The sequence below is a fragment of the Shewanella kaireitica genome (assembly GCF_023284045.1).
GTDB classification, from domain to species: Bacteria; Pseudomonadota; Gammaproteobacteria; order Enterobacterales; family Shewanellaceae; genus Shewanella; species Shewanella kaireitica.
Window position 1 is genome coordinate 1 of record NZ_JAKIKQ010000026.1, and the last position, 24,760, is coordinate 24,760.

Annotated in this window: 23 protein-coding genes and 1 other RNA gene; 17 read left to right on the forward strand and 7 right to left on the reverse strand. The window is 42.3% G+C overall.

Annotated elements, in window-relative coordinates:
- The 3 genes from L2730_RS20735 to L2730_RS20745 all read left to right on the forward strand — a co-directional run.
- Positions 1-614: hypothetical protein (locus L2730_RS20735; RefSeq protein ID WP_248976325.1), on the forward strand; the 614-nt coding region annotated here is incomplete at its 5' end.
- Positions 615-787: 173 nt separating this feature from the next.
- A complete protein-coding gene (locus tag L2730_RS20740; protein WP_248976326.1) occupies positions 788-2,002 on the forward strand; it encodes a hypothetical protein in 1,215 nt (404 codons plus the stop codon).
- Positions 1,989-3,383, forward strand: a complete 1,395-nt coding sequence (locus L2730_RS20745; RefSeq protein ID WP_248976327.1) for a UvrD-helicase domain-containing protein — start codon at positions 1,989-1,991, stop codon at positions 3,381-3,383. Before L2730_RS20740 ends, L2730_RS20745 begins: the two co-directional genes overlap by 14 nt.
- Before the next feature lie 233 nt (positions 3,384-3,616).
- Here L2730_RS20745 and L2730_RS20750 read toward each other — a convergent pair whose 3' ends face one another.
- Positions 3,617-4,891, reverse strand: a complete 1,275-nt coding sequence (locus L2730_RS20750) for a competence protein CoiA family protein (protein ID WP_248976328.1) — start codon at positions 4,889-4,891, stop codon at positions 3,617-3,619.
- A gap of 234 nt (positions 4,892-5,125) precedes the next feature.
- Between L2730_RS20750 and L2730_RS20755 the strand changes: the two genes are divergently transcribed.
- From L2730_RS20755 to L2730_RS20795, 9 genes are all read left to right on the forward strand, one after another.
- A complete protein-coding gene (locus tag L2730_RS20755) occupies positions 5,126-6,055 on the forward strand; it encodes a tyrosine-type recombinase/integrase (RefSeq protein WP_248976329.1) in 930 nt (309 codons plus the stop codon).
- A complete protein-coding gene (locus L2730_RS20760; protein WP_248976330.1) occupies positions 6,048-8,102 on the forward strand; it encodes an AAA family ATPase in 2,055 nt (684 codons plus the stop codon). Before L2730_RS20755 ends, L2730_RS20760 begins: the two co-directional genes overlap by 8 nt.
- Before the next feature lie 99 nt (positions 8,103-8,201).
- The gene (locus L2730_RS20765; RefSeq protein ID WP_248976331.1) at positions 8,202-8,660 is read left to right on the forward strand and encodes a DUF6641 family protein; all 459 of its coding nucleotides are present in this window, start codon (positions 8,202-8,204) and stop codon (positions 8,658-8,660) included.
- 96 nt (positions 8,661-8,756) lie between these two features.
- A complete protein-coding gene (locus L2730_RS20770) occupies positions 8,757-9,185 on the forward strand; it encodes a DUF2787 family protein (RefSeq protein WP_248976332.1) in 429 nt (142 codons plus the stop codon).
- An 83-nt stretch (positions 9,186-9,268) separates the two neighbouring features.
- The gene (locus tag L2730_RS20775) at positions 9,269-9,616 is read left to right on the forward strand and encodes a hypothetical protein (protein WP_248976333.1); all 348 of its coding nucleotides are present in this window, start codon (positions 9,269-9,271) and stop codon (positions 9,614-9,616) included.
- 133 nt (positions 9,617-9,749) lie between these two features.
- Entirely contained in the window at positions 9,750-10,871 is a 1,122-nt protein-coding gene (locus L2730_RS20780) for a DNA cytosine methyltransferase (protein WP_248976334.1), read from the forward strand.
- A gap of 125 nt (positions 10,872-10,996) precedes the next feature.
- Complete coding sequence (locus tag L2730_RS20785) at positions 10,997-11,875, forward strand: Cfr10I/Bse634I family restriction endonuclease (RefSeq protein ID WP_248976335.1); 879 nt, start codon at positions 10,997-10,999, stop codon at positions 11,873-11,875.
- Positions 11,868-12,917: an SIR2 family protein gene (locus L2730_RS20790; protein WP_248976336.1), complete on the forward strand. Its 1,050-nt coding sequence runs from the start codon at positions 11,868-11,870 to the stop codon at positions 12,915-12,917. Before L2730_RS20785 ends, L2730_RS20790 begins: the two co-directional genes overlap by 8 nt.
- Positions 12,914-13,948 (forward strand): DUF262 domain-containing protein, encoded by a 1,035-nt coding sequence (locus tag L2730_RS20795; protein ID WP_248976337.1) that lies wholly within the window; start codon positions 12,914-12,916, stop codon positions 13,946-13,948. The genes L2730_RS20790 and L2730_RS20795 overlap by 4 nt, the downstream gene beginning before the upstream one ends.
- Positions 13,949-14,149: 201 nt before the next feature.
- Here the strand turns inward: L2730_RS20795 and L2730_RS20800 are convergent, their stop codons facing one another.
- The 3 genes from L2730_RS20800 to rsmI all read right to left on the reverse strand — a co-directional run bounded on the left by L2730_RS20800 (position 14,150) and on the right by rsmI (position 17,369).
- Positions 14,150-15,922, reverse strand: a complete 1,773-nt coding sequence (locus L2730_RS20800; protein ID WP_248976338.1) for a DUF3258 domain-containing protein — start codon at positions 15,920-15,922, stop codon at positions 14,150-14,152.
- Between the two features lie 191 nt (positions 15,923-16,113).
- Positions 16,114-16,457, reverse strand: an RNA gene (rnpB, locus tag L2730_RS20805) — RNase P RNA component class A.
- A 69-nt stretch (positions 16,458-16,526) separates the two neighbouring features.
- A complete protein-coding gene (rsmI, locus tag L2730_RS20810; RefSeq protein ID WP_248976339.1) occupies positions 16,527-17,369 on the reverse strand; it encodes a 16S rRNA (cytidine(1402)-2'-O)-methyltransferase in 843 nt (280 codons plus the stop codon).
- Between the two features lie 102 nt (positions 17,370-17,471).
- Between rsmI and L2730_RS20815 the strand changes: the two genes are divergently transcribed.
- The 4 genes from L2730_RS20815 (at position 17,472) to L2730_RS20830 (ending at position 21,033) form a co-directional block, all read left to right on the forward strand.
- Positions 17,472-19,376, forward strand: coding sequence for a penicillin-binding protein activator (locus L2730_RS20815; RefSeq protein ID WP_248976340.1), 1,905 nt, complete (start codon positions 17,472-17,474; stop codon positions 19,374-19,376).
- Between the two features lie 94 nt (positions 19,377-19,470).
- Positions 19,471-19,812: a YraN family protein gene (locus L2730_RS20820; RefSeq protein ID WP_248976341.1), complete on the forward strand. Its 342-nt coding sequence runs from the start codon at positions 19,471-19,473 to the stop codon at positions 19,810-19,812.
- Between the two features lie 61 nt (positions 19,813-19,873).
- On the forward strand, positions 19,874-20,467 hold the full coding sequence (locus L2730_RS20825; RefSeq protein WP_020912196.1) for a phosphoheptose isomerase: 594 nt from the start codon (positions 19,874-19,876) through the stop codon (positions 20,465-20,467).
- Positions 20,464-21,033, forward strand: a complete 570-nt coding sequence (locus L2730_RS20830) for a BON domain-containing protein (RefSeq protein ID WP_248976342.1) — start codon at positions 20,464-20,466, stop codon at positions 21,031-21,033. Before L2730_RS20825 ends, L2730_RS20830 begins: the two co-directional genes overlap by 4 nt.
- Positions 21,034-21,068: 35 nt before the next feature.
- Here L2730_RS20830 and L2730_RS20835 read toward each other — a convergent pair whose 3' ends face one another.
- Positions 21,069-21,953 carry a DMT family transporter gene (locus tag L2730_RS20835; RefSeq protein ID WP_248976343.1) on the reverse strand — a complete coding sequence of 295 codons (885 nt, stop codon included), beginning with the start codon at positions 21,951-21,953 and terminating at the stop codon, positions 21,069-21,071.
- A 166-nt stretch (positions 21,954-22,119) separates the two neighbouring features.
- On the opposite strand from L2730_RS20835, the gene L2730_RS20840 reads away from it, so the two are divergent.
- Positions 22,120-22,989 (forward strand): LysR substrate-binding domain-containing protein, encoded by an 870-nt coding sequence (locus L2730_RS20840; RefSeq protein ID WP_248976344.1) that lies wholly within the window; start codon positions 22,120-22,122, stop codon positions 22,987-22,989.
- Positions 22,990-23,044: 55 nt separating this feature from the next.
- Here the strand turns inward: L2730_RS20840 and trpS are convergent, their stop codons facing one another.
- Entirely contained in the window at positions 23,045-24,055 is a 1,011-nt protein-coding gene (gene trpS, locus L2730_RS20845; protein ID WP_248976345.1) for a tryptophan--tRNA ligase, read from the reverse strand.
- 29 nt (positions 24,056-24,084) lie between these two features.
- Complete coding sequence (locus tag L2730_RS20850) at positions 24,085-24,759, reverse strand: phosphoglycolate phosphatase (protein ID WP_248976346.1); 675 nt, start codon at positions 24,757-24,759, stop codon at positions 24,085-24,087.
- Position 24,760: the final 1 nt, after the last annotated feature.

The window sequence follows — 24,760 nt, forward strand, 5'->3', positions numbered from 1 at the left end:
AACCCGAATCAAGCCAGCCTGAAACAACCTCTTGCCCCAATCAAGAAAAGCAAGGCCAACCCGAATCAAGCCAGCCTGAAACAACCTCTTGCCCCAATCAAGAAAAGCAAGACCAACCGGAATCAAGCCAGTCAATAGGACTCAAATCTAAACCTAAAAAAGAACTGGAGGTGATAGCCCTCCCAATACAACTCCGTACTCCTAAACTACCTTTGGTTCGCAAAAAAGCACAAAATATAAAGTCAAAAAAGAAAGCTATATGTCCAAAACGTAAGACACGCCCATCATTAGAATCGATCAAAACCAAACTCGATTTTGATAAAGTATCTAACCTTATATGTAAACAAACTTGCCTCATCGAGCAACAACTGACGAATGTCAAATGCGACATACACAAAACCAATCAATTGCTTGAAGCTCTATTAATCAACCGCGCAGATATCTTACTTACCTGTACTGCTTTTGCGTACTTACTCGAAGATTTCCAACCCAACGAACGTAAAGCATCCAAGCAAGCAACTAAGTTAATAGCTTATTTAGAATCGACCTCATGTCTTAGAGCTGATTTTATCAACGATATTAATAACCTAATTATTTTAAAACCAACGCGCTAATGAGTAAGAGATGGTTAATAGGCACCTAAACAGGTACCTCTTTCCCATTTCATTCGCTGTTAGCCCACTTTATTACATCACGTTAAATTTGATAAACAGACACAGATGCAGATAGACAACTCTAACACCTCTATTTAAGTAATTTATCTGCATCCTCAAAGGTTGAAAACACTATGAAAATCGTTAATTTGATGAAAACAGTAAGAAAACTATTAAATAAACCCATAAATGCAATTTTGGTTAGCCTTGTCTCCTATATGGCTGGTAATGGTACAGATACAGCAAAATTCATTAAAGTTTTGCGCAGTAAGCGCATTTGCAGCTATCAGAGTAAATTGCTGAGAAAGTACCTTAAACACCCTAAAAAGTACTTAACCCTAGAAATAGATAAACTTGACTTCACAGTCTCCTACAACAGAAAAGCAACCAAGTTTATTAAATTTACCACTTGTAAGTCCAAGGGGTTGCTAAAAGTAAGCCCCGACCTACAGCCCTATATAACTGTAGAAGCCGTACGCATGGATGGTATAAACAGAGGGTTCAAAAAAGGTCAGAAGGACAGGCCACATTACATATTGAAGTTTGAGGTCAGGGTGAAGGGAAAGCCAGAAGCTGTTCTCTCAATTTATCTTGCAGATGGTAGTAAGAGCAACTACAAAGGTCTTCGCTTTTGCTTTAACCCTCGTCACTTTAGTGAGTTAGAGTTAGCAGCTGCATTTAACCATATCTACAAAGTGCTAGGGGCTGTTGAGTACAATATTATGATTGCTAAAGCCATAGTAACAAGGGTTGATGTAGCAGTTAACCTACCCGGTATATCATCAGTATTTTTACTATTCATGCCGCCTCATGGTAACTCTCAACACAGTACTTGCTATCCAGAAGCTGAGGACGCTATTTGTGAAACGTTATATATAGGTCCCTTTCCTAAGGAAGACGACTTTGACCGTACTCGCAAGAGTAAGTACAGAATATACTGCTGGCTTCTGAATAAGCTAAACAGTGGCTGCAAGCTTAATGTCAGTGAACATACCGTAGCAGCCCGATTAGAGTACGAACTTAACTGCTGGGATAACCAACGGGGTTTGATGCTAACGAACTTAAACAATGCATTGGTTAAGCTTGATGGCTTACGGATTATTGACCCACTCGACTTCCACCATATACCTGAAAAGTGGCACAAAGAACTCCTGGTAAACAAGACTATTATGAATATCCGAAGAAGACTTCATTACCTGAAAAGTAGGCTAAACAGACATAATGGGTTTAACCTATTATCTCTAAACAGTCGCTGGACAGCACAAGAGCAGGCGAAGGCTCTCATTGAATTGAAGCCTATATTGGCAACTCCTAAGTCCAAGTTCAAGGAGTTCAATGATGAAGCTTAATACTGAACAGAAAGAGGCTGTTAATTGCGATATCGCAAGACATGCAAAGGTGGTGGCAGGGGCTGGAACAGGTAAAACAGGAGTACTCGTAGCCCGAGCTGTTCACTTAGTAACATGTCATAGAGTTCACCTCAGAGAAATCCGCTTAGTCGCCTTTACTAAGAACGCATCTAAAGTGATGAACAAGAGAATTAAAAAAACTTTAGGCTTGGGGACCTCTAGAGTAGCCACAACATTCCATTCATTTTGCATGCGCATACTTAAAAATTGCCCACAATCTAAGCTTGCGAAATTTACTACTCTCGATGAAGAACAGTTGTGTTCAATTATCAAAGACTGCATGAGGGGGGTTGATCCAAAATTAATTAACAAAGCTACTCGTGCTGTTGAAGTAATGAATAAGGCACGCATAAACCAAGAGTGCCCAGTGCAAGCGCTTAAAGATCGTTACCAATTCAACGTGAAGCAAGCAGAGCTACTAATAAACCTATATGCAGCAGCTAAACGGAAGGCAATGAAATTAGATTATTGCGATATGCTATTTGAAGCCGACAAGTTACTTAGTAATGAAAAAGCCGCTAAATGGACTGTAGAGCATTGCCGTTACATGTTGATAGATGAGGCGCAGGACTTAAATACCCCCCAATGGTCTATTGTGGATAAACTAATCTGCAATGGCACAAAAGTGTTCTGTGTAGGTGATCCTGCCCAGTCTATATTTGAATTTAGCGGGGGAGTTGTTGAGAAGTTTATTGATTTTGATTCTATGTACAAAGGAACTCAAACTTATTACTTATCTGAGAATTACCGATCTTCTCCAGAGATTGTAGAAGTTAGCAACTGGTATAGAAAGCAAATCAACAAGCAGATGAACATCGTTAGCACTAATTGCCCTTCGGCCTCTAAACCAACTATAGCTGACTTTGACAGCCTGCAAGAAACATCTGCTTGGCTTGCAAACAAACTCAAGATAAAGAAGCTCGATGGCACCAAATTAAGTCAAATAGCAATTCTTATTCGGGGATCCAAGCAGGGAGATGTAATAAAGAAAGCTCTTGAAGAAGCGAAAATTCCAATCAAGAAAAAAGGTGTTAAGAATGGAGTTTCGATTATCACTATACACAAAGCCAAAGGCCGAGAGTGGCCTACCTGTTATCTAATTGACCCGAGACTGACTGCTAGCCAATGGGGGACATATTTGAACAATAAACAAACCGAACATTGTCTGTGGTATGTTGCAATCACCAGAGCAAAAAAAGAGCTGGTGATATGTAGCTCTACTTCAAGACAGGCTGCATATAGTGGTGCTAAAAAGTCTGATAAATTCATCATTGACGACACACCTAGTAGGCTACTTCAGTTTGACAGTAGCACAATATAGTAACTGGCCTAGCTATCATGCTGACAGCCTACTGTAGATAAACTCACGACAATCATGGTTCTAAAGTCGCTTAATTCATGCTCTAGGGTGTGTTTTAAGCTGCCTTTGCGGGTCTATTTTTTCGTCGTGTGTAGTGATACTGAAACATGAAATGCGACAATTTTCACCATAATCAGACAAGAGCTAGCCCACTTCCGGTTAGTGTACGTTACCGTGAAGTTGATAGTTTACGTTCACACCTCAAGACTCAGTTCATCCAAGAGATTGCCATTGAACGGCCAAGGCACCCCACCTTTGCGGCATATCAAACGTAAATCAGGTTCCAATCTTAAGAAGTGCTTTCTAATAGAAGCGCTTGCATTTGCAGCCCGTAACCACTCTTGCTCTTTTTTCTTTAAAAGAGCCTCTCTTTTCAGAAGGTTAATCTCCAATTCATTTATTTCTTCGACCTTTTTATTAACCACTTCTAGCTCTGTTTTAGATGTAGATAATAAGCTAGAGGTAGATGCCAATAGGCTTTCGGCATCAGCTTGCTCTGCAATCAAGTCCTTATACTTTACTTTAAGTTTACGAGTGAATTTTTCCTCGATCAACTCAAGTTTACTCGTATTTTGAGCATCAAGCTGCCTTAGATATTCTTCTTCCATTGCCTTCATTGTATTTGTAAATGATGAACGTGCGGCATCAATATGTCTTAACTTTTCATTTCTCAACTCTTGAATTTGAACTGAAACATAAGATAGTTCATCTGTAAGGGTTTTCATCCTATTCTGGTTGTCTTCATATCTATAACTGAAAGAATTAATATAATCACACTTTTGATTTATTTCGTCTTCTAACAGACTGTGCTGGATTCTAAGCTTTTTATTCTTTTCTATTAATGTTTTTGAGACAGCTCTCTCATGATTTTGAAACTGTTCGGCAATTACACCTACTGGGGCTACTGATATCCAATTAAAGCTGGTTCGGCAGAGGTGCCGCTCAATATGTTTGTCAGAAATACGATCCTCAAGCAAGGTGAACTCACTAAAATCAATTTCTACAACAGAAGCATTTGCGGCCTTATATTCTGAAACTTTCTTTCTATCAACTTCATGTGTAACCTTAACTTCAATAAGTATCCTTTCCCCACGACAATAACCCGTTACATCAGGTATGCGCTTTGTTGGCCTTAAACTTTTTTCTAGCTGAATTTCATCGAAGTTTAACGTGAACATAGTCGGATTACTGAAGCCTAGTGGCACTGTTAGCTTTCTATGTGTATCCAGGTACTTTTTAACTCTAAGGTGTATTTCACTTTCACCACTCCATTGGCAGTTTTCTTTATCAGACTCTTGGTGGTGAGCAAAATGCCATTGTTTGACCTTGCCCTGCTTTGCGGATAGTCGACCGTGGCAATCTATACAAACACATTCACAACCTAAACCATTTTCAACATCTTCAACTGAAACAAAGTTTTCTTCGTTGTTCAGTGCATATGTCATTTTTACAGCCTGAAACTGACTCATCTCCACATTTTCCCTAATGCTTTGAACATGAATAAATCAGCCCGGAAATTGAGCTTGTAGAGACTTTACCATTTTCCACTCGCTGAACAATCATTTACACACTAGAACAACTGGTTTAACAACTTTACCTCATGAAAACTAACCGTCTGAAAGCACCACTAAAACCGCTCTCAACAGCCTGATATAATAGTGTTATCAGCACGAAGCTCTTCGTGTTCTATCTAGGCTCCCCTTATGAATAATCAAACTCCAACGGCGTTGCTTTTGTCACGCCTTGCGCCCAGTGGGCGTAGACCATTGCGCTGTCAATTAAACACCGTACGCAAGCTACTCAAGTGGAAAGGTGAAGTAGAGTCACAGCCCTTTCACACGTTGAATTACGCTCAAATCGAATACGTAAAACGCCATAAGCTGGATGATGGGAAATCACCTCGGACGATTAACTTAGTACTGTTCGCACTTAAGGCTATCGTCAAGACAGGCTTCCTGATGGGAGTGGTCGACGATATGCAATGGCGTCAAGTGCAAGCGGTTAAGCGACTTCCCATCAACCCAAGTAGCCGAGGTAAGGCATTATCATCCGACTGTGTTAGCCAATTAATTACTACCTGCTATTTGGATAAACGGTACATAGGTAAACGGGACTGTTGTATCTTGGCGTTGTTCCTAAGTACTGGCTTGAGGCGCTTTGAGTTAGCCAACCTAACTGTCAGTGATATTAACCTTGATAAGTACACTCTTACCGTTAAGTCCGGCAAGGGTAAAAAACCACGCAACCAACCCATCCCAATGTGGGCGTTAACCTATATCGAAAACTGGCTAAGGGTTAGGACTCATCAACAAGGTGACCTGTTTAATCCCATCTGGAACAATGTAATAAAACATGGTCGCGGCCTTAGTAGTGCAGCCCTATACCAGATAGTTAAAGCACGTACCCTAGCCAACACAGGCATCAATATTTCACCACACGATTTACGCCGCACGTTCATTACCGAACTACTCAACCAGAAAGTCGATTTAAGCACCGCCAGTAAGCTTGCAGGTCACGCAAATGTTACCACTACTCAGATTTATGATAAGCGTGATGAATCAGTAATGAGAGAGGCGATTGATCAGCTGAGCTACCAACTTAATGACCCGCAAGCTGGAGGTGAGGATGACTAGGCTTCATACACCGTTGGCCGAAGATAATTTGATATTGGAAGTATCACAAATACAGTCACACCAAAGTAGTGCAACCGGCTACGCCTATAGCGCCCTCGCCTCTGGTTATGTCGATGATACTGACCTTCAGGAACTCAACAGCCGCATGATAAAAGTAGTGTGCGGCAAAGGTATCAGGTTAGGCGCAGGCAACAATCTCAACAATCTAAAGCAGCACCTCAAGCAACAATGTCTTCAGGAAAATACCATTAACCTAGACCACAACTGCAAGTTACTTTCCCAAGGGTTAGGCTTGCCAAGTGACGGTTGGAAGGTGGTAAAATTTATTGCGGTGATGAATGTTAACCGAGGCTTATTTGACCTCATCAACAAGATATTACCAGAGGACAATTACGCCAATGCGATGTTCGCCTACACGTTAGATATACCTGAGGCTAAGCTGGTTGAAGTCTTAAAGGTGCTGGTGTCTACTGGGCTGTTTGACCAGTTCTTCGATAGTAGCCTCATTGATTTCATGAACCTACCGCAGGCTATCACTAGCTTACTGCTCGGTAACAAGGTGGATGAGTACATCAATCTTATTGAGCCGTTCATACAATCTAAACCTAAATCAGAACTGAAGTTACGCCACTTTAGCCACCTAGAGTGTGACACCTTGCTGCAGTTCTTAGACAACAGTATCAATCAGTCCATGCAGGGAATTAACATCCTTTTCTACGGCTTGCCCGGCACAGGTAAGACCGAACTAGCCAAAGTGCTGGCAGATAAAACACACTCGCACCTTTTCGCCATTAAGCCCATAGGCGATGAAATGCCAGAAGAGCGTGCTAGGTTCAAGAAGCAAGCCTTCAGCTCTAACCTTAGGCTGCAATACCTCACGCTAGTGCAACGGTTGGCCTCCCCTGATGAAAAGACCTTACTGCTCATTGATGAGTGTGAAGATATCTTTGAGCAAAGCCTTTCTCATCGTGGTTATGGCAAGGATATGCTGCATGAGCTGATGGAAAAAAACACGATGCCAACCCTTTGGATCACCAACCACATAGATGTTATTCCTCATAGCTGCATACGCCGCTTCACCTATGTCCTCAATGTCACGATTCCTGACAACCGCGTTATGGAAAGCTGGATGGACAACAGCTTCAAGGGGCTAAGGGTATCCAAGGTATTTAAACGCCAACTGGCCAAGCAACCAGAACTAACACCAGCTCACATCACTAACGCAGCTTTCGTCACTCACAACACCATGCTGACAGGTAAGGCTGCCGAGCATAATATTGAAACAATGATAAAGAGTAGCTTAACGGCTTGCGGCCATAACACTCACACTCAGGGATATAAGCCACAGTTACCCTTCTCTACCGAGTACCTCAATATCAAAGGGGGCAACCAATCGATTACCCAGCTAGAACAATCTTTAGGTAAAACATGCGATATCCGCACTCTGCTATTAGGCCCTCCAGGCACAGGTAAAACAGCAGTCGTTGAGTACTTAGCTAGCACCTGTAACCGTGAGCTAGTAACGATTAGGTGTTCCGATGTACTAGGTAAGTACGTAGGCGAAAGTGAGAAAAATATCGCTCGGATTTTTCAAGAGGCCAACGAAAGCAACAGCATCTTATTCTTTGATGAGGTGGACAGCCTACTCCTAGACCGAGGCGGCTTAAACGCAAGCTGGGAGATACAGCAAGTGAATGAACTGCTATCTCAGATGGAGTGTTTCAATCAGCCATTCTTTGCTGCTACGAATTACTCAGAACGTCTAGACAGAGCTGTGATGCGTCGATTTGATTTCAAGTTATCATTTGATTATCTAGCAGAAAAACAAGCTCAGGATCTCTTCCTCGACGTTACAGCTAGCCATAAGCTTTCGACTCAAACACTTAACTCGCTAGACTCACTTAAACTGTTGACCCCCGGCGACTTTTCAATATTAAAGCGCCGACAGAAACTGCATAGCGTAAAACTCACAACAGAGGAATGCTTAGCAATCCTTACCACCGAGAACAATAGTAAACCCGGCAACATAACCATCGGCTTCAAGTAGTCACGACCACAGTAAGTAACACCCGATTCAATACCATAATGTCTAACCCAATTCAGGGCTAGGCATCTATTCGTACACCCACAATTAAAGGTAATCATCATGCCAACATCATTATTGAGTTCACTCAAGGTCACTGCTCGCCCTGAAGACGGTAGCAGTAATCCGCTCGTCCAGCGTAGAGAGAAACTACTCACCAAGTTAGGTCAACAAAAGATATTGGCCACGGCTCTTATCGAACAAGAAGTGCATACCTTCTACCGCGAGAAATGGGTAAAAAATGAAGAGACAGGCGAGAAGGAAAAAGTAAAAGTACCGAAGAAAGTTAGCCCTTGGTTCTACAAGCGTAACAACCGCTACTACCTAGAAGTTCGCAGTAGCAATAGGCCACTGGAACTACAAAAAGGAATGCACGCCATTGAGGTAGGCGAAGAAGATGCGTTAGTGACAACAATTGAGACCATTATCCAAGCTGTGGTCGCTGGCGAACTAGACCCTTTGCTCACTAAAGGCAAAAAGCCGGGCGCGGCAAAAGAGAAAACTAACAGTAAAAACCAGTAAGCAAACAGCCCCACTCCCCTTACCCCCTAATGTTCAAAGCTTAAGCCTGATATGAGTCAGGCCAAGCTTTCACTTGCCTAACTAACGGACGTCACAATGACTATCAAAATAAAACACCAAGACCTTTGCTTACCTATTTCGCCCATGTTCGCCATGCACTTAGCTGAGCTAATCAGTAACCATCAAGCAGCCTCAGCCATTACTGTTAACTTCAGAGATCCAAACTACACTGCTGAACGCGGTGGCTTTCATCCAGTAGAGGTCAGATTAGAGAAAGAGACGAATGCAGAGCATGGCGACCAGTGGCGGGTCTGCTACATCACCGACTTTAGCTATGTCGGCATTGGTTACACAGCCGAACTAACCAAGGAGCTAGACTTTGATTTTGATAGCGGCATTTTCCAAAACGCCTTAGGCATTAAACCAATAGAGCAAGCAAGTGAAATACACCCAATATGGGAACAAAACTTTCTTGCCTATAGCCTTGGGATTAAAGCTTATCAAGTTGAAGTTACGCCTGAGTAATGATTACCAGTCCTGTGACCTAGATAACTTCAATAAAATTGGTATTCTAGGCGTGCAACCCAACGCCTAGCTAAGGAACAACAATGGAACTATACAAACAAGAATTTGGCCAACAATTTGAGCTTGGCTTCGACTTAACCCTGCACCCTTGGCTAGTAGACAAAAGCTGGCATAACGATGTATCACCAAGCTTCTACTTTACAACACCAGCTGGCTTTATGGTTCTGTGGGTCGATTATGAAGATCCGAAGCAACGAGAAGACACTGAGCAAGATAGGTATGTTGTGATGACAGCCGTTAACAGCGGTACAGATGAGTATCCTGAAATACATCATGATGAAGAAAGCACTGTCGTTTTCTCATCAAATCAAATCGATAGCTCCGTAGCCTATTTACTAAGTGTTCATACAGCTAAAGTTGCACATACGTAAGCTCCAGAGAACTTAACTGCATTCCTGATTTTCATCCAAATATTTGCTTAATTCCTTAGCCATAAAAGTGTTAGCATACACGCTGCACGGTCGATGGTTCTTCACTAACTCTTAATTTCGGTTGCATTACTTCATGAATAAACCAATTCTTTTTTCTTTTTTCTCAGGCTCTGGATTTTTAGACCTCGGCTTTGAAAACGCCGGATTCGAGGTGGCGTTTGTAAACGAATTTCATCCACCATTTTTAGAGGCGTATAAATACACTCGTGCACAAATGAAGCATAAAGCGCCTAGTCATGGCTATAGCTTAAACAGCATTGAAGATTTTCTATCAGGGGAAGAAGGACTTGAATTCAGTACTAAAGTAGAAAAAGCAAAGTCAACTGGACGGCTTGTTGGGTTCGTTGGCGGACCTCCATGCCCAGACTTCTCTGTCGGTGGGAAAAATAAAGGGAGCGAAGGCGATAATGGTAAGCTTACTCGTACCTATGTTGACCTTATTATAAAAGACAACCCTGACTACTTTATCTTTGAAAATGTGAAAGGTCTATGGCGTACAAAGCGCCATAGAGAGTTCTACGACAGCATGAAGGATCAGCTAGTAAAAGCTGGTTATGAACTTACAGACCGACTAACGAACAGCATTGAGTATGGCGCTCCTCAAGACCGAGATAGAATATTTTTATTCGGTATTAAACGCAAACATATTAGTCATAAGCTGAATGGTTCTGAACTCAGCACTGCTTTTAACTGGGATAAGCATTTAACAGTTGATATCGACGAAGTTATGGGCAAAGGCAAATGGCCCGACATGTGCCCTTTTTCGGAAGATACTGTGACAGACTATATTGAACACATTACTCCTAAACAGAAGGAGTTATCGATTCAGTACTGGTTCGATAAGAATGATGTATTAAATCACCCAAATGCTAATCATCACTTCCAACCTAAATCTGACAAGTTTAAGTTTATTCAGGAAGGTGACGACTCTAAAAAGTCATTTAAACGTCTTCACCGATGGCGATATTCACCAACGGCTGCATATGGAAATAACGAAGTTCACCTTCATCCATACAAGGCACGTAGAATTAGTGCAGCAGAAGCTCTGGCCATTCAGTCTTTACCCGCTGACTTTCATCTGCCAGCCACGATGACCCTGAGTAATATGTTCAAAACTATTGGCAATGGTGTTCCATACCTTGCAGCAAAAGGTTTAGCTAACACAGTCAATGACTTCTTAAAGAAATATACGTAAGTTAGACTTCAGCACTGGACAATAAGCTACATATAAAAGCATACTCCTGAAAGGTCTTAGTAGTGCATGCCGACTTAAACGGCGCCAACCACTACTGAGCTTTCAAATATATGGAGTAAAGCTTAATGCCACAATTAGTGAAGAATGATCGCAACGGTAAAGCGATCGTAGATACAAAAAATGCCTTTATTACGTCAATTAATGGCCTTGTCCCTCATGAATCATGGGATTATGACTCTCATCTCGATTACATCCAAAAACTAGTTCAAACTGAAGACTCTAGAGTTACTTCAGGAGCTATATCCAATTGCCGAGGAACTTGGTTTGAATGGATGATAGCCATAGATATATATAACCACTGGTGTACCAATGGTCATAACCTCCTAATGCTGCCATTACCTAATATAAGCCGCTTTGATAGTGCTACGCTTTACCAAGAAAGTGTTTGTGCATACATTTTCGATCTAAGAGCCAAACTGAAAGTCTCTCTTGATATCGAGCTGATCACCTCTAATCCTGATTTCGTCATATTTGATACCACTGCCTTTACCGGATTATTACCAAGGGACCCCATAACAGTAGTAAATAACGAAACTATAGATTTCATTGAAAATATCTTTCGAAAGTTTATAGGTGAATGCAGCTTTACCGACATCCTTGGTTATATGGCTACTAAAACTTCTCTACGTCCAGATCGTCGATTACAAATAGTTCACGAAGGTAGCTTAACAAAAGCGCTGTATGTTCATCTACAAACTAGGTTATGGATAGATAAGCCACGTTCAATAAAATATTTCGGTGCTTCACTAAAGCTAAATGATAAAGACAGGCAAGCATTAAAGACCGTAGCAACACACTCAATCACAACTGTTTTGTCGGAACCAGAAAGAGCAGTAGATGAATGTTTCGAACTATCCTCAAGAGATAAACTACTTGACGCAATACGAGAGATGACAGCATTACTTTTCCCTGAGCTAGCTCTAGAAGGAGCTACTCATGGGTAAAAATTTATGCCTCGTTTTAGGCAATGGTTTTAGCATAGACCTTATTAAACAAGCTAAACTTGAAAAAGAGATTGATGTCGTCAACCTTTTTAGCAAAGGAGCTGAAATCCCCTGGCCTGAAACAGGACAGGCTGGATATCTGTCTTTCAAACATTGCCCAAACCTATGGAATTTAGGCGCTCGCCCAAATATGGGCAAAGATGATGCTATGGCTCTACTAGAAAATATTATCACTTGTTTAAATGTACATGTCTTAAACAATAAGCCAAGGGTTCCTGATGGTAGTGCAAAACCAAATGACATATATATCAACGCATATTATGAGCTAACTAGTTATTTGAGGACATTATTCAGTTACTACAATTCACTAGTTCCAGATGGATCGTTAACACAAAAACTAGATGGCTGGGCTTGGCTTGATTTTTTAAAAAGAGCCAATGAATCAGAAATATATGAATCAATATCTATCATCACTTATAATTATGATACTTGGCTAGAACGCCTTCTAATAGAGAATGATATTTCATTTAAGCTTTCACAGGTTGAAGGTGGTAATAATGGCGAATCTCCTAAGATCACGTTGATAAAACCACACGGTTCGATTAGCTTCTACCATAAAAACCAAAGCCTAGCAGAGTATGAAATAGGTTATGGAAAAGATATCCCCGGTGAAGCTACAACTGACGATTTTGAAACAAAATATGATATACCGCTAAGTAAATGTCTTGTGAATGCTTTAGTCCCACCAGCAGGAGATACAGAACGAATTAAACAGTCATGGTCAGGGCAAATACGAACCTCCGCAGCAGGATGTGCTAAAAAGCTTAAATCCGGCGATGAACTAATGATTTGTGGTATTTCATATTGGCATGTTGATCGTTCAGAAATAGATGAACTTATCACTTGCTGCTCTCCAGAAGTAAATACATTTATGTTTAACCCATATCCTAATGTTGCTATGGATGCTGTATTAACAAGTCTTTTCAAAAACTATGTTTATCATGATGATAGTTCAGTATTAAACAAGAGGCTCATGCTATGACTCTTTTTAAAAGAGAATCAAACACAATTTCCTTAGCTACCTTTTGGGAAAACTACCAACTTAAAAAATACAACTTTGAGCCTGGATATCAAAGAGACAGCATATGGTCAACTGAAAAACAATCTTTTTTGATTGATAGCATTTTAAAAAACATTCCTATTCCTCCTATTTTTCTTCATTTGACCATTGATGATAGTACTGGTAAAACTTCGTTTGCGGTTATTGATGGGAAGCAACGCTTAACATCAATTATTGCATTCATTAAAGGTGAGATAACCTCTTCATCTGATGGGGATGATTCACCATTATATGTAGAGAATTTGGCAGGAATTGAGTTCAAAGACCTTGATAAAGAAATATATAGAGATATAAGAAGAGACTTCTGGAGGTACTCAATTCCAATTGAATACATTGACTCGGATGATAAAGAAACTATTGATGCTATTTTCGATAGATTAAACCGAAATGGTGAGCCACTCCAAGGTCAAGAGCTTAGAAGAGCCAGCTATTATGGAACGAATCTTCTGAATTTTATTGAAAATATGTCAAAAGAAGCTTTTTGGCAGAAAAGGCTAGCTAACGTTGATGTTAAACGCATGGAAGATAGAGAGTTTATTTCTGAGATACTATTTTATCTACTAGAAGGTACTCCTCTCAAATCAGACCAAGCAGAATTAGATTTGATGTATAAAAAATACAAAGACATAGACATTAACAACCGTGGGGTTGGAAATATGTTTATAGAAATTACAGCTTATTTGGACTCCTTAAATGTTGACTACGAACAACATAAAGTATCGGGTGTATCTCACTTGTATGCTCTATGGGGATTAAGCCTTTATTGTCTAGAGCATGGCATTGATAAAGACCAAATTAAAATGAAGTTAGCAGTTTTCTATACTGGCTTGCGGGCTGATGTAGACAGTAATCAAAACTTCCTTGATTATAAGAAAAGCATGGCGTCTTCAACCAGAATGAAAGGGCCTCGTGTAAAGCGTGTAAGCGCTCTTAAGGAGTTTCTTGAAATATAGTCTATATTTCAAGAAACAACACAGGCTCTAAAGTATGCTTTGTTCTAGTCGATGTATTGCAATACAGAAATAACGATCAGAATTTACCTCTATACCTTCGTTTACTCATCTGGGAAACGAAGGTATAGAAGACTGCTCCAAAGGTCAGGTTTGAAGTCGATCCGGCTATAAGTCCCGCTCAAGCTTTCAACGCTACTGCATTCATTTTCCAGTCATCTCTAACACCAGACCATCTACTACTGGCAGTACATGCTTAAGCTCGGTCGACTTGTGTGTGTAGTTACTCGTAATGCCAAACGAGCTAATTTCATGACCTACCACTTGCTGCACTAGGTTTACCTGCACACCAGCGTTCATCACCTTAGAAATAAATGTATGACGGAAACTGTGAAACGACCGGATATGACCTAACTCATTAGTTGAGTCGATCTCAAGATTTTGCAATTGCCTCGCAAACCACGCGGTCACTACCTCACTATTATTCACACTATCAAATACTCGTTCCTTACAAGAGTCCACATAATCGATGAAGCCAGCACTGATTAGATCCATATGTAACGGTATTTTACGTTTAGCGTTGCCCGTTTTTAGCTTTTGGCTTTCGTGTACATCAGTGATCAGTAGGTAATGACGTTTAGTCGCAGTGTCAAACTTAACATCCTCTTTGCGAAGCTGAACTAACTCCCCACGCCTAGCACCAGTGTAGATGCCAAGATAAACAATCCACTTACGCCAAAGTTGTTTCTCATTATCAGCCGCTTTTAGGAATACTTGTAGCTCTCGGTCATCAAACATGCCACGAGTTCTAGACTTAAACTCTCGCTTTATCGAGCAGGGGGAAGCATTGATATAGCCAATGGTGTCACGTTTAGCGTAGGCAAAAACACCCTGTAACCACTTGTAATAATGGTGCACTGATTTCGTTGACGCTAAGTCTTTTTCAGGTACATCAACTTCTAAGCGCTCAGACCAAGACATTTTGCTATATGGTGCAATATTCATTTTGGGCAATTCGAAGCAACGATCAATAAATCGGCCAATATCCTTTGGAGTGTATAGGTCTATAGGCTTGTCTTCGACTAAAGCTTGCCACACCAAATGTTTTCTCGCGTAATCTTGCTGCATCTTATCTGTCAGCTTTTCTTTTGCGATTTTGTGCTGTAGAAATTCGTTGTATATCTCAGAGAAAAGCGGTGCATCACTGATGGTCTCGCCGCTAGGTGTACTGACTTGTGGCTGGGCTATTTGTACTAACGACGCTAATTCTCGCTCTCGCACACCATCTTCATTCGCAACGCTTTCGATTAGTGAGTTTTGGATCTGTGTAGAAGATTTGAGCTTACTCATTAACACTTGAAACTCAAGTGAGTTTTCATTAGCCTCTAGGCCATGAGTAGCTAATGTATTTCTTGCTGTTAAGGCTAACCCTTCGTTATTGACCTCTTGATCTTCTTCAGTGAAGCGAACCAGCACGCTTGCCAAGTATTGTAAGAAAGTAGATTTTTCAGCACTCGATAGATCACTGACATATTCCACCAGTTTTTGATCTGACGAAATACCGCATTCATTTTCATATATTGATTTTAAAGCGTGGTGAAAACTCTCAGGGAAATCTAACGGGCAATTCTTGCCTAGCACCTTAAGCAGATGGGCATTATTACTATAAGACTGTTCTAACTCTGCAACGATAGGGTCAATGTGGTGCATCTTGAGCTGTTTTTGCATACTGACTTTAAATCCATTTACTAATCGACCAATCTCTTCAGTTTCATGCTTTTGGAAAGCCAGTACAAGCTTTTTCAGTTTAGCGGTCTCAATGCTTATTTTCTTCCATGAAACAATGGCTTCATTAAAGTCGGTTGATTGTAAACTCAAGGATAATTGGAACTTCACTCGATGTCTTCGCAAGATAAAGCGGAAGTAATAAGTGTTGTTGCGCAGATAGAGATGATTGAATCCATAAACGGCTTTCATGACAAGTACCTCATGATCTGAATCAGATTATGAAGTCGACTTTGAATAGAAGTATGTCTGAGATAGTAAGTGAGATTTGGACTTAGAAATGGAAAAGCGTGTAACAAGTGGTGTAACACACCGTGTAACAGGGGGGATAGTTTGAGATAAGAAATCAGACAACTGCTTGTAGAACAAGCAGTTGTCTTCATCCAAAGAGTTTGCCGATAAGCCGGGTCCTGTCGTGGACAGTTATTCATCTAGGCCTGCAATCGCTCACAGGCTCAAGCGACCTACCCGGTCCCAACGCGAGCAGCGCCATACGGGACCCTATTTGGTCTTGCTTCGGGTAGAGTTTACCTTGCTACGGACTATTACTAGCCGCACGGTGCGCTCTTACCGCACCCTTTCACCCTTACCAACCGAAGTTGGCGGTCTTCTCTCTGCTGCACTTGTCGTCGGTTCACACCGCCCAGGCGTTACCTGGTACCCTGCTCTTTGAAGCCCGGACTTTCCTCCCCGTTCTTGCGAACGCGGCAACTGTCTGGCCAACTCGGCGCGGATTATAGCCTAAGCGCAAGCAACAAACCAAGGAATTTCCCAAATCGGGCGTTTCTATGCCTAATTAGAGGCCGATAGCTAATCCATGCTTATAAAGTGCATTCTTTTTAATGCCGTAGATCTGCCCAGCAATCGCTGAAGCTTTCTTTAATGGCAGCTCTTCACACAGTAATTTTAAGGTATCGATAACCATCGTTGAAAACTCTGACTCTTCATCACTACGGTGACCGTGACACATCAATACGATTTCACCGCGCTGTTGATTAGGATCCGCTTTAACCGTTTTCAGTACTTCAGCAACGGGTCCTGATAAGAAAGTCTCAAAGGTTTTAGTCACTTCACGTGCCATCACAATTTCACGATCATCACCAAGTGCAGCAGCAATCGACTCTAGGCTGTGTACGATACGATGCGGGGATTCGTAAAAAATCAATGTGCGAGGATCTTCTTTAAGGCCAGCGAGTTTGTCTAAACGGCCCTTCTCTTTAGAAGGTAAAAAACCTTCAAATGAGAAGCGGTCTGACGGTAAACCAGAGGCACTCAATGCTGTAATAGCAGCGCAAGGTCCAGGCAGAGGAACAACATCGAAACCCGCTTCACGCACTTGCTTTACCAAGTGATAACCAGGATCAGAAATAAGTGGGGTGCCAGCATCAGAAATAAGTGCAACCGCTTCACCATTACCCAATTTCTGAATGATCCACTGCGCTCTATCACGCTCGTTATGATCATGCAGTGCGGTTTTACGCGTCTCAATTCCAAAGTGGCTTAACAACTTACCACTGTGACGCGTATCCTCGCAGGCGATGAGTGATACTTGATTAAGTACCTCAATTGCACGGCTACTAATATCTCCTAAATTCCCAATCGGTGTGGGAACAATATAAAGCGCGACCGACAGGTCCATATCTACCTCTGTATTGACTAATGGCAAGAGTTTTTAACAAGACTTTCGCCAAGCGTAAGAGCAGGTTAAACTAATGACAGCATCTTACCAGAGTGAAGACCTGTGTTAAAAAGACTGAATTCAACTAAATTTATCTCAATCGCGATTTTATCTGCCGTTTTGTTCGGTTGTGGTACGCCGACAACGCCAGTAAAGACTGAAAAAACAGAGGTTTCGTTGTCTGCAGTGACGCAGGCTTCATCGCAGTACTTAGCGTTAGCTGCCAATGAAAAAAACCGCGAAACTCGTGATAAGTATGTTTTATTGGCTGCCCACGCACTGCTAAACGAAGGCAATGCCAACGCTGCAGATAAGACTTTGAAGTCAATTGCACAAGATATAACCCAAAAACCTGAGTTATTAGCAGAGCACAAATATCTATCTGCACGGGTTTTAGAAGTTATTTCAACTTACAATCACGCCCTTGAAGTCCTCAACTATCCAAGCAATTGGCAGCTACCAAATTGGCAATGGGTCAGCTATTACCAATTCAAGGCGCGCTTATATCAGCAGATCAACCAGCCTATCGAACAGGTTCGGCAGCTAAGTTTGCTCAGCCAGTATTTACCTGCAACACAAGCATTTGAAGTCAACGACCAAATCTGGCGCTCACTGCAGCCTATTAATGAGCAAACATTACTGAGCTTTCGAGATGATCGCAGTAATCCGATTTTTTCAGGCTGGGTTCAGCTAGCTTACATTGCCAAACACTATGCTATTAACCCTAATGATTTAGTGCGTCAATTGGGCAGCTGGCAGCAGTTAAATCCAACCCACCCTGCTGCAGCTAAACTGCCAACAGATCTTGAAAAAGCCCTCAACACTAAGCCTTATCAGCCTAAGAATATCGCCGTGCTATTACCACTAACAGGCTCTAGAGCAGTCGTAGCAAATGTGGTTAAACAGGGCATTATTGCCAATTACATGGCGACGGCAGACGACAGTGTTTCAGTAAAGTTTTTTGATACGGCAACAGGCGCACAAGCGGCCTACCAGCAAGCTGTAACTGCCGGTGCAGAGTTTATCATAGGCCCATTACTGCAGTCTGAAGTCGAGCAGTTACAAGATATGGCCATCACGCCAGCAATCACTGAGGCCGCGCAACTAAGTTCAGCTGCCAGTAGAGGCATTACGCCTGCTACGACTCCAAGCACTCCGGTTGCGAAAAGCATTCCACAGCTTTATTTAAACCACATTGATAATTTCACTCCGCAAGATGACAAATTTTTCTTCGCGCTATCTCCTACAGATGAAGCGATTGATGCCGCTCAGAGACTTTATAATGATGGTATCGAGCAGCCTCTGCTGCTAGTGAGCAATGATGCTGTCGGCCACCGTATGGCTGAAAGTTTTAGCCAAGCTTGGCAACAGCTCACTCAAAAGCCTGCTGAAATCCATTATTATGATGCTGGTGACAAAATGAAAGTCACGGTACAAAAAGCATTAGGTGTTATCGATAGCAAAGAGCGTATAGCACGAATTAAGGCGATTTTGACACCTAAGATAGAGGCAGATTTTCGCTCTCGTCGCGATATTGATGCCATTTATATGATCTCGGCAAGCCGTGATTTGCTGCTATTAAAGCCATTTATCGACGTTAATTTCAGTGTCTTTGCCGAGCCAGTACCGCTATATACCACCAGCCGCAGCCGAGTTGAAAGCAACAGTCGTGAAACCGCCAGTGAATTGAATAACCTTACCATTAGTGATATTCCATGGTTAATTAGCCCTAATACTGAAACGCGTATGGTGAATGAGTTATGGCCAAAGTGGAGTAACAGTCGTAAACGCTTATATATTATGGGCTATGACGCATTAGATTTAGTCGGTAAACTTGCGCAAATGCGAGCATTACCGGGTTACCAGTTTTCTGGCCGAAGTGGTGTATTGTCGGTACAACCGGATGGCACAATTAACCGCCAGCTGAGCTGGGGACGTTATCAGAGAGGTAACCTTCGTCCGCTATAATAGGCTTTTTAGCGATATGTAAATTTAGCCTGAGCCTTAGCTATTAAAAGGCTTTTTGCGTTATATTCAAATACCGCCACAGGGAAGAGCGAATTTGAAAGAAAAAACAGCAGTTAAAGGACAAGCAGCTGAAGTCGCCGCGCGACAGTATTTGGAACAACATGGACTAAAGTTTGTCGAACAAAACGTACGTTATCGTTTTGGCGAAATAGACTTAGTGATGCGCGATGGCAAAGATTGGGTATTCGTAGAGGTAAAATATCGCACTCATACTCAATTTGGCGGTGCGTTGAATGCATTAAGTTCGGCGCAAACTAACCGCATCAGAAAGACAGCTAGTCATTACATACAATTAAACCAAATCGATGCTATTTGTCGATTTGATGTTATCGCAGTCGATCTAAGTGGCATAAATTGGATCCGCTGCGCGTTTTGACCCGAATTCATTTTAAATTGTGCGTAGATAGAAACGCGCAGGACTATAAAAAGGTAATCCCATGTTAGAGCGTATAAAAGACAGCTTTACAGAGTCTATTCAAACTAAAATTGATGCTTCAGAAGCATTACCAGAGTCGATTGCGAAAGCGGCAGAGATGATGGTGCAATGTTTGTTAGGTGGTAATAAGATTTTAGCCTGTGGTAACGGTGGTAGTGCTGGTGATGCACAACACTTTTCGGCTGAGCTGTTAAATCGCTATGAAATAGAGCGCCCACCTTTACCTGCTATCGCATTGAGCTGTGATACCTCAACTATCACTGCTATTGCTAACGATTATAGCTACGATGAAATCTACTCAAAACAGATTATGGCGTTAGGCCAACCTGGTGATATTTTGCTAGCTATCTCAACCAGTGGTAACTCAGGTAACGTCATTAAGGCGATGGAAGCTGCATTGAGCCGCGATATGACGATCGTATCATTAACTGGTAAAGACGGCGGTGCAATGGCAGGCTTACTGAGCGTGAATGACGTTGAAATTCGAGTCCCTTCAAATGTGACAGCTCGCATTCAAGAAGTGCATTTATTGGCTATTCATTGCCTATGTGACAACATCGATCGCACACTGTTTCCTCAGGACGAACAAGCATGAGAAAGCTGCTTTCATTAGTGACTATCTTGTTGATGCTTCAGGGCTGCGCGGGAGCCGTAATGGTCGGCGCAGTTGGGGGCGCCATGATGGTCAACGATGAACGCAGCTTTCAAACGCAGCTTGATGATACCAACGCTGATTTTAATATTTCTAGCGCGCTTTCATCACATGATGACTTAAAAAACCAAGCGAATGTGACCGGTGTGGTGATGAACTCTAACGTCTTGATGATAGGCCAAGCGCCTAATTCAATGTTAAGGGACAAAGCCGTACGCACAGTGCAAGAGCTTAAAATTGGCGGCAAGATCCACAATCAAATTAGGATCGGCAACCCAACTTCATTTACCACCCGCAGCAACGATACTTGGATAACGACCAAGGTCAAGAGCCGCATGCTGAGTGAAGATGGGCTGGATGTCACTAATATTAAAGTGGTGACCGAAAACGGCGAAGTATTCTTAATCGGCTTAGTTGCACGCCAACAAGCTGATCTTGCAGTTGAAGTTACCCGCAATACCGCCGGCGTGCGAAAAGTGATTAAGGTATTTGAATACACCGATTCATAATCGGTGCACACCCGTTAGCGGAGCAAATCATAAAATCATCGTGCATTGTGCTCGATGATTTTTTTTGGATTGCTGTTAATTATTTTATGATTTAGCCATGGCAAGATAAGCGACGGCAATACAATAAATGCGGCACCGACCCAACTTAATGCGTCTAACCACTCCTCGAACAACAGCCAGCCGAAGAAGACACAAAAAAGCAGTCCACTATACTCAGCAATAGCGACCTGGCTTGCTTGTGCTCGGCGATATGCCAATACACAAAACCAATGATAGGCCAGTAAAAAGCTATTGCTCAGCGCTGCAATAGCCACTAGTTGCCAGCTAACACCCTCTAATCCTTGCACTGCAACCATAACCGCCACCAGCGGAATGCTCAGTGCGTTATACAGCATAAGTGTCACTGTTGGATTCTCTGTGGTTGGCAGCTTGCGCAGTGCCAGTTGATTAATCGCAAAAGTTAATGCGGCTATAAGCACTGCGATACCAAACCAATTTATCTCACTTGGTCTTAACAAGATTAAGATCCCAATAAAACCGAGAGTCGTGGCGAACCATTGCGAAGGAGTGACTTTCTCCTTAAGCAGCACGCAGCCAAGCAAAACAATGATTAACGGCGCAGAGAAGAACAGCGAACTCACGGTTGCCATGGGCAGTGCCATTAGGCCCATTATTAAGCACACAGCCCCTAAAGCCCCGGTGTTAGCCCTAAAGAAGTGCAGTTTAAAGTGCGTGGAAGTTGGGCATCGAGCTGCAAACCATAGTGGTAGTAGCATTAAAACAGACAATAGCTGGCGAATGAGCAAAAATGTTGCAGCATTACTGCCATCAGGCATCCATTTAATCGATACATCATACAGCGCACTAAATAGATTACCGAATATCAGTAATCCAATGCCAATCATCACATTTGACTTCATCTCTAACTTCTAATCACTTAACTCAATATACGCGGATGATATAGCGCGCAAATCTGCACTAGAAATGATGTTTTTTATCAATACATGAATTAAATTAATACTATGAGCAGGATCACTCATTAAGCTCATATGAAAGTGTATTTGCTCGCGATAATAAGGATCACCCATGAGAAAACTTCCGCCGCTGCGTGCACTACAAGTCTTTGAGGCTGCAGCAAGACAGACTCACTTCTCCAAAGCCGCCCACGAGCTGTGTATTACCCAAAGTGCTGTTTCTCATCAAGTCAGGCAGCTCGAAGAGCACTTTGGTGAGCGCCTTTTTAAACGAGAAGGACGTCAGTTAAGGCTAACGACCAAAGGCCAACACCTTTATGAATCGCTAGAGCGAATTTTTAATGAGCTAAGTGATTTGAGCAAACAAATAAGCGGTGACAGTAATGACCAATTGCGACTCGCAGTCTACAGCTCCTTTGCCATAAAATGGTTAATTCCAAGGCTTAACGAATTCAGAAGACAGCATCCAGAAATTAAAATCCGTCTCGATATGATCACTGATGACCCTGAACTCAGTGACAGCGTAGCTGATATGTTTATCACTGGGCAAAGTGGTCAACCCGGTTATTATCATCAGTCGCTACATAAAGAACGCTTGATACCGGTGAGCAGTCCCAGTTTATTATCCTCCGATGACCCAATACATGAACTGGGCTCACATCCACTGCTTACTGTCGATGAAGGGCCGCTAGGGCTTGATTGGGATCGCTGGTTTATTGCCAACGATATGATTTTGCCGCCAGAACAACAACAGCATATTTTTAGCCATGTATTGTTAGCAATTGAAGCGGCAATAGCAGGTCAAGGGATTGCATTGGCATCAGACTTTATGGTGCAAACTGATATAGAGAAAGGTGTATTAGATGAGCTAGCACTACCGGATATTTTAACCGGGTTTGAATTCTACTTTAGCTGTAAGCAACGCCGTTTAAAAGAGCCTGCTATTAAAGCCTTCGTAGCCTGGCTCAGCCGTCAATCATAAGACAATAAAAAAGCCAGCAGTGATGCTGGCTTTAGTTATTTAGACTTTTATCAAACTACACGATAAGGCCAATCTTTTCATATACTTGCTTGATTGTTACTTCAGCTCGAGCTTGTGCTTTCTCTGCACCATCTTGCATCACTTGATTCAAGAATGTTTGATCTTCGCGATACTCTTTAAAACGTTGCTGAATTGGCTCAAGCATATTTACAACAGCTTCACCGGTAGCGACCTTTAAATGACCATACATCTTGCCTTCAAACTCAGCCTCTAGTGCTGCGATTGATTGACCAGTACAACCTGACATTAGACTCAGAAGGTTCGATACACCAGGCTTTTCTTGGGCGTCGAAACGCACCATTGGTGGCTCTTGGCCATCAGTCATCGCCTTTTTGATCTTCTTCATAATCGCTTTTGGATCTTCTAGCAACTCAATAACATTATTACGGTTATCGTCTGACTTAGACATTTTCTTTAGCGGATCTTGCAGCGACATCACCTTAGCACCATGCTCTGGAATAAATGGCTCTGGTACGACAAAGGTTTCGCCGTAAGCATTATTAAAGCGAGTCGCGATATCACGAGTCAGCTCCAAATGTTGCTTTTGATCTTGGCCTACAGGGATCTCATTAGCCTGATACAACAGAATATCAGCAGCCATTAGTACTGGGTAACCAAACAAACCAACGTTAATGTTGTTGGCATGCTTTTGTGATTTGTCTTTAAACTGCGTCATGCGGTTCAGTTCACCCATCTGGGTGTAACAGTTCAACGCCCAACCTAGCTGTGTATGCTGTGGCACTTGTGACTGAATAAATACCGTGCTCTTTTTAGGGTCGACACCACAGGCCAAATATAGCGCCAGAGTATCAAGACAAGCTTCACGTAATTTAACTGGATCTTGTCTCACGGTGATTGCATGCAGGTCAACGACGCAATAAAGGCAATCATGACTATCTTGCATGGCAACCCATTGACGTAACGCGCCCATATAGTTACCAATGGTAAGTGCACCAGAGGGCTGAGCACCACTTAGGACTACAGGTTTCGTTAGAGGGGTCGTCATTTTATTTATTGCTCCATTGCTTGTCGCGCTTACTTTAGTAACGCGGAAATTTCACTAAATTGTTCACATACGGCGGTCGGGCCGCTTAGGCCAATATCTTCACCGTAGTTGTAGCCATAGGTCAAGCCTATTGAACCGATAGCTGCAGCTTTTGCCGCAATTATGTCATTTTTTGAGTCGCCAACCATTAATAGCTGCTCAGGCTCAAGCTGCCACTGTTGCATAATATGCATTAACGGTAGCGGATCGGGTTTCATTTTGGCTAATGAATCACCGCCTAGTACTATCGAAAAATAGCCGTCGAGATTAAACGCTTTAAGCAGTGGCACTGTAAATTCAAAAGGCTTATTGGTGACAATAGCTAGTTGGTAACCCGCAGAGTGCAGTTGCTTTAGTACCTGCTCTACATTGTCATACAAACGGCTATGCTGCTGTAAGTTTTGCTGATAAAAGTGCATAAACCTTGGCATACATGCAGCAAGTTTCGCGTCACTAACCTCGGTACTAAGCGCAAAGTTGAGTGCTCGGCGCATCAACATCTCAGCGCCATTTCCGACCCAGCTGCGCACTTGTAACTCACTGCTTAACGGCAACTCAAGCTCTAGCAAAGTCGCATTGGTCGCAGCAGCAAGATCAGGAACGCTATCAATTAGCGTTCCATCTAAGTCAAATGCGACGGCTTTTATTTGACTAAAATCAGTCATT

Coding starts and splice junctions, on each gene's coding strand:
- L2730_RS20850 (WP_248976346.1), bottom strand. CDS start 24,759: ATGACTGATTTTAGTCAAATAAAAGCCGTCGCATTTGACTTAGATGGA.
- L2730_RS20770 (WP_248976332.1), top strand. CDS start 8,757: ATGACTATCAAAATAAAACACCAAGACCTTTGCTTACCTATTTCGCCC.
- L2730_RS20755 (WP_248976329.1), top strand. CDS start 5,126: ATGAATAATCAAACTCCAACGGCGTTGCTTTTGTCACGCCTTGCGCCC.
- L2730_RS20775 (WP_248976333.1), top strand. CDS start 9,269: ATGGAACTATACAAACAAGAATTTGGCCAACAATTTGAGCTTGGCTTC.
- L2730_RS20765 (WP_248976331.1), top strand. CDS start 8,202: ATGCCAACATCATTATTGAGTTCACTCAAGGTCACTGCTCGCCCTGAA.
- L2730_RS20840 (WP_248976344.1), top strand. CDS start 22,120: ATGAGAAAACTTCCGCCGCTGCGTGCACTACAAGTCTTTGAGGCTGCA.
- L2730_RS20785 (WP_248976335.1), top strand. CDS start 10,997: ATGCCACAATTAGTGAAGAATGATCGCAACGGTAAAGCGATCGTAGAT.
- L2730_RS20800 (WP_248976338.1), bottom strand. CDS start 15,922: ATGAAAGCCGTTTATGGATTCAATCATCTCTATCTGCGCAACAACACT.
- L2730_RS20830 (WP_248976342.1), top strand. CDS start 20,464: ATGAGAAAGCTGCTTTCATTAGTGACTATCTTGTTGATGCTTCAGGGC.
- L2730_RS20790 (WP_248976336.1), top strand. CDS start 11,868: ATGGGTAAAAATTTATGCCTCGTTTTAGGCAATGGTTTTAGCATAGAC.
- L2730_RS20745 (WP_248976327.1), top strand. CDS start 1,989: ATGATGAAGCTTAATACTGAACAGAAAGAGGCTGTTAATTGCGATATC.
- L2730_RS20780 (WP_248976334.1), top strand. CDS start 9,750: ATGAATAAACCAATTCTTTTTTCTTTTTTCTCAGGCTCTGGATTTTTA.
- L2730_RS20750 (WP_248976328.1), bottom strand. CDS start 4,891: ATGAGTCAGTTTCAGGCTGTAAAAATGACATATGCACTGAACAACGAA.
- rsmI (WP_248976339.1), bottom strand. CDS start 17,369: ATGGACCTGTCGGTCGCGCTTTATATTGTTCCCACACCGATTGGGAAT.
- L2730_RS20795 (WP_248976337.1), top strand. CDS start 12,914: ATGACTCTTTTTAAAAGAGAATCAAACACAATTTCCTTAGCTACCTTT.
- trpS (WP_248976345.1), bottom strand. CDS start 24,055: ATGACGACCCCTCTAACGAAACCTGTAGTCCTAAGTGGTGCTCAGCCC.
- L2730_RS20825 (WP_020912196.1), top strand. CDS start 19,874: ATGTTAGAGCGTATAAAAGACAGCTTTACAGAGTCTATTCAAACTAAA.
- L2730_RS20740 (WP_248976326.1), top strand. CDS start 788: ATGAAAATCGTTAATTTGATGAAAACAGTAAGAAAACTATTAAATAAA.
- L2730_RS20835 (WP_248976343.1), bottom strand. CDS start 21,953: ATGAAGTCAAATGTGATGATTGGCATTGGATTACTGATATTCGGTAAT.
- L2730_RS20760 (WP_248976330.1), top strand. CDS start 6,048: ATGACTAGGCTTCATACACCGTTGGCCGAAGATAATTTGATATTGGAA.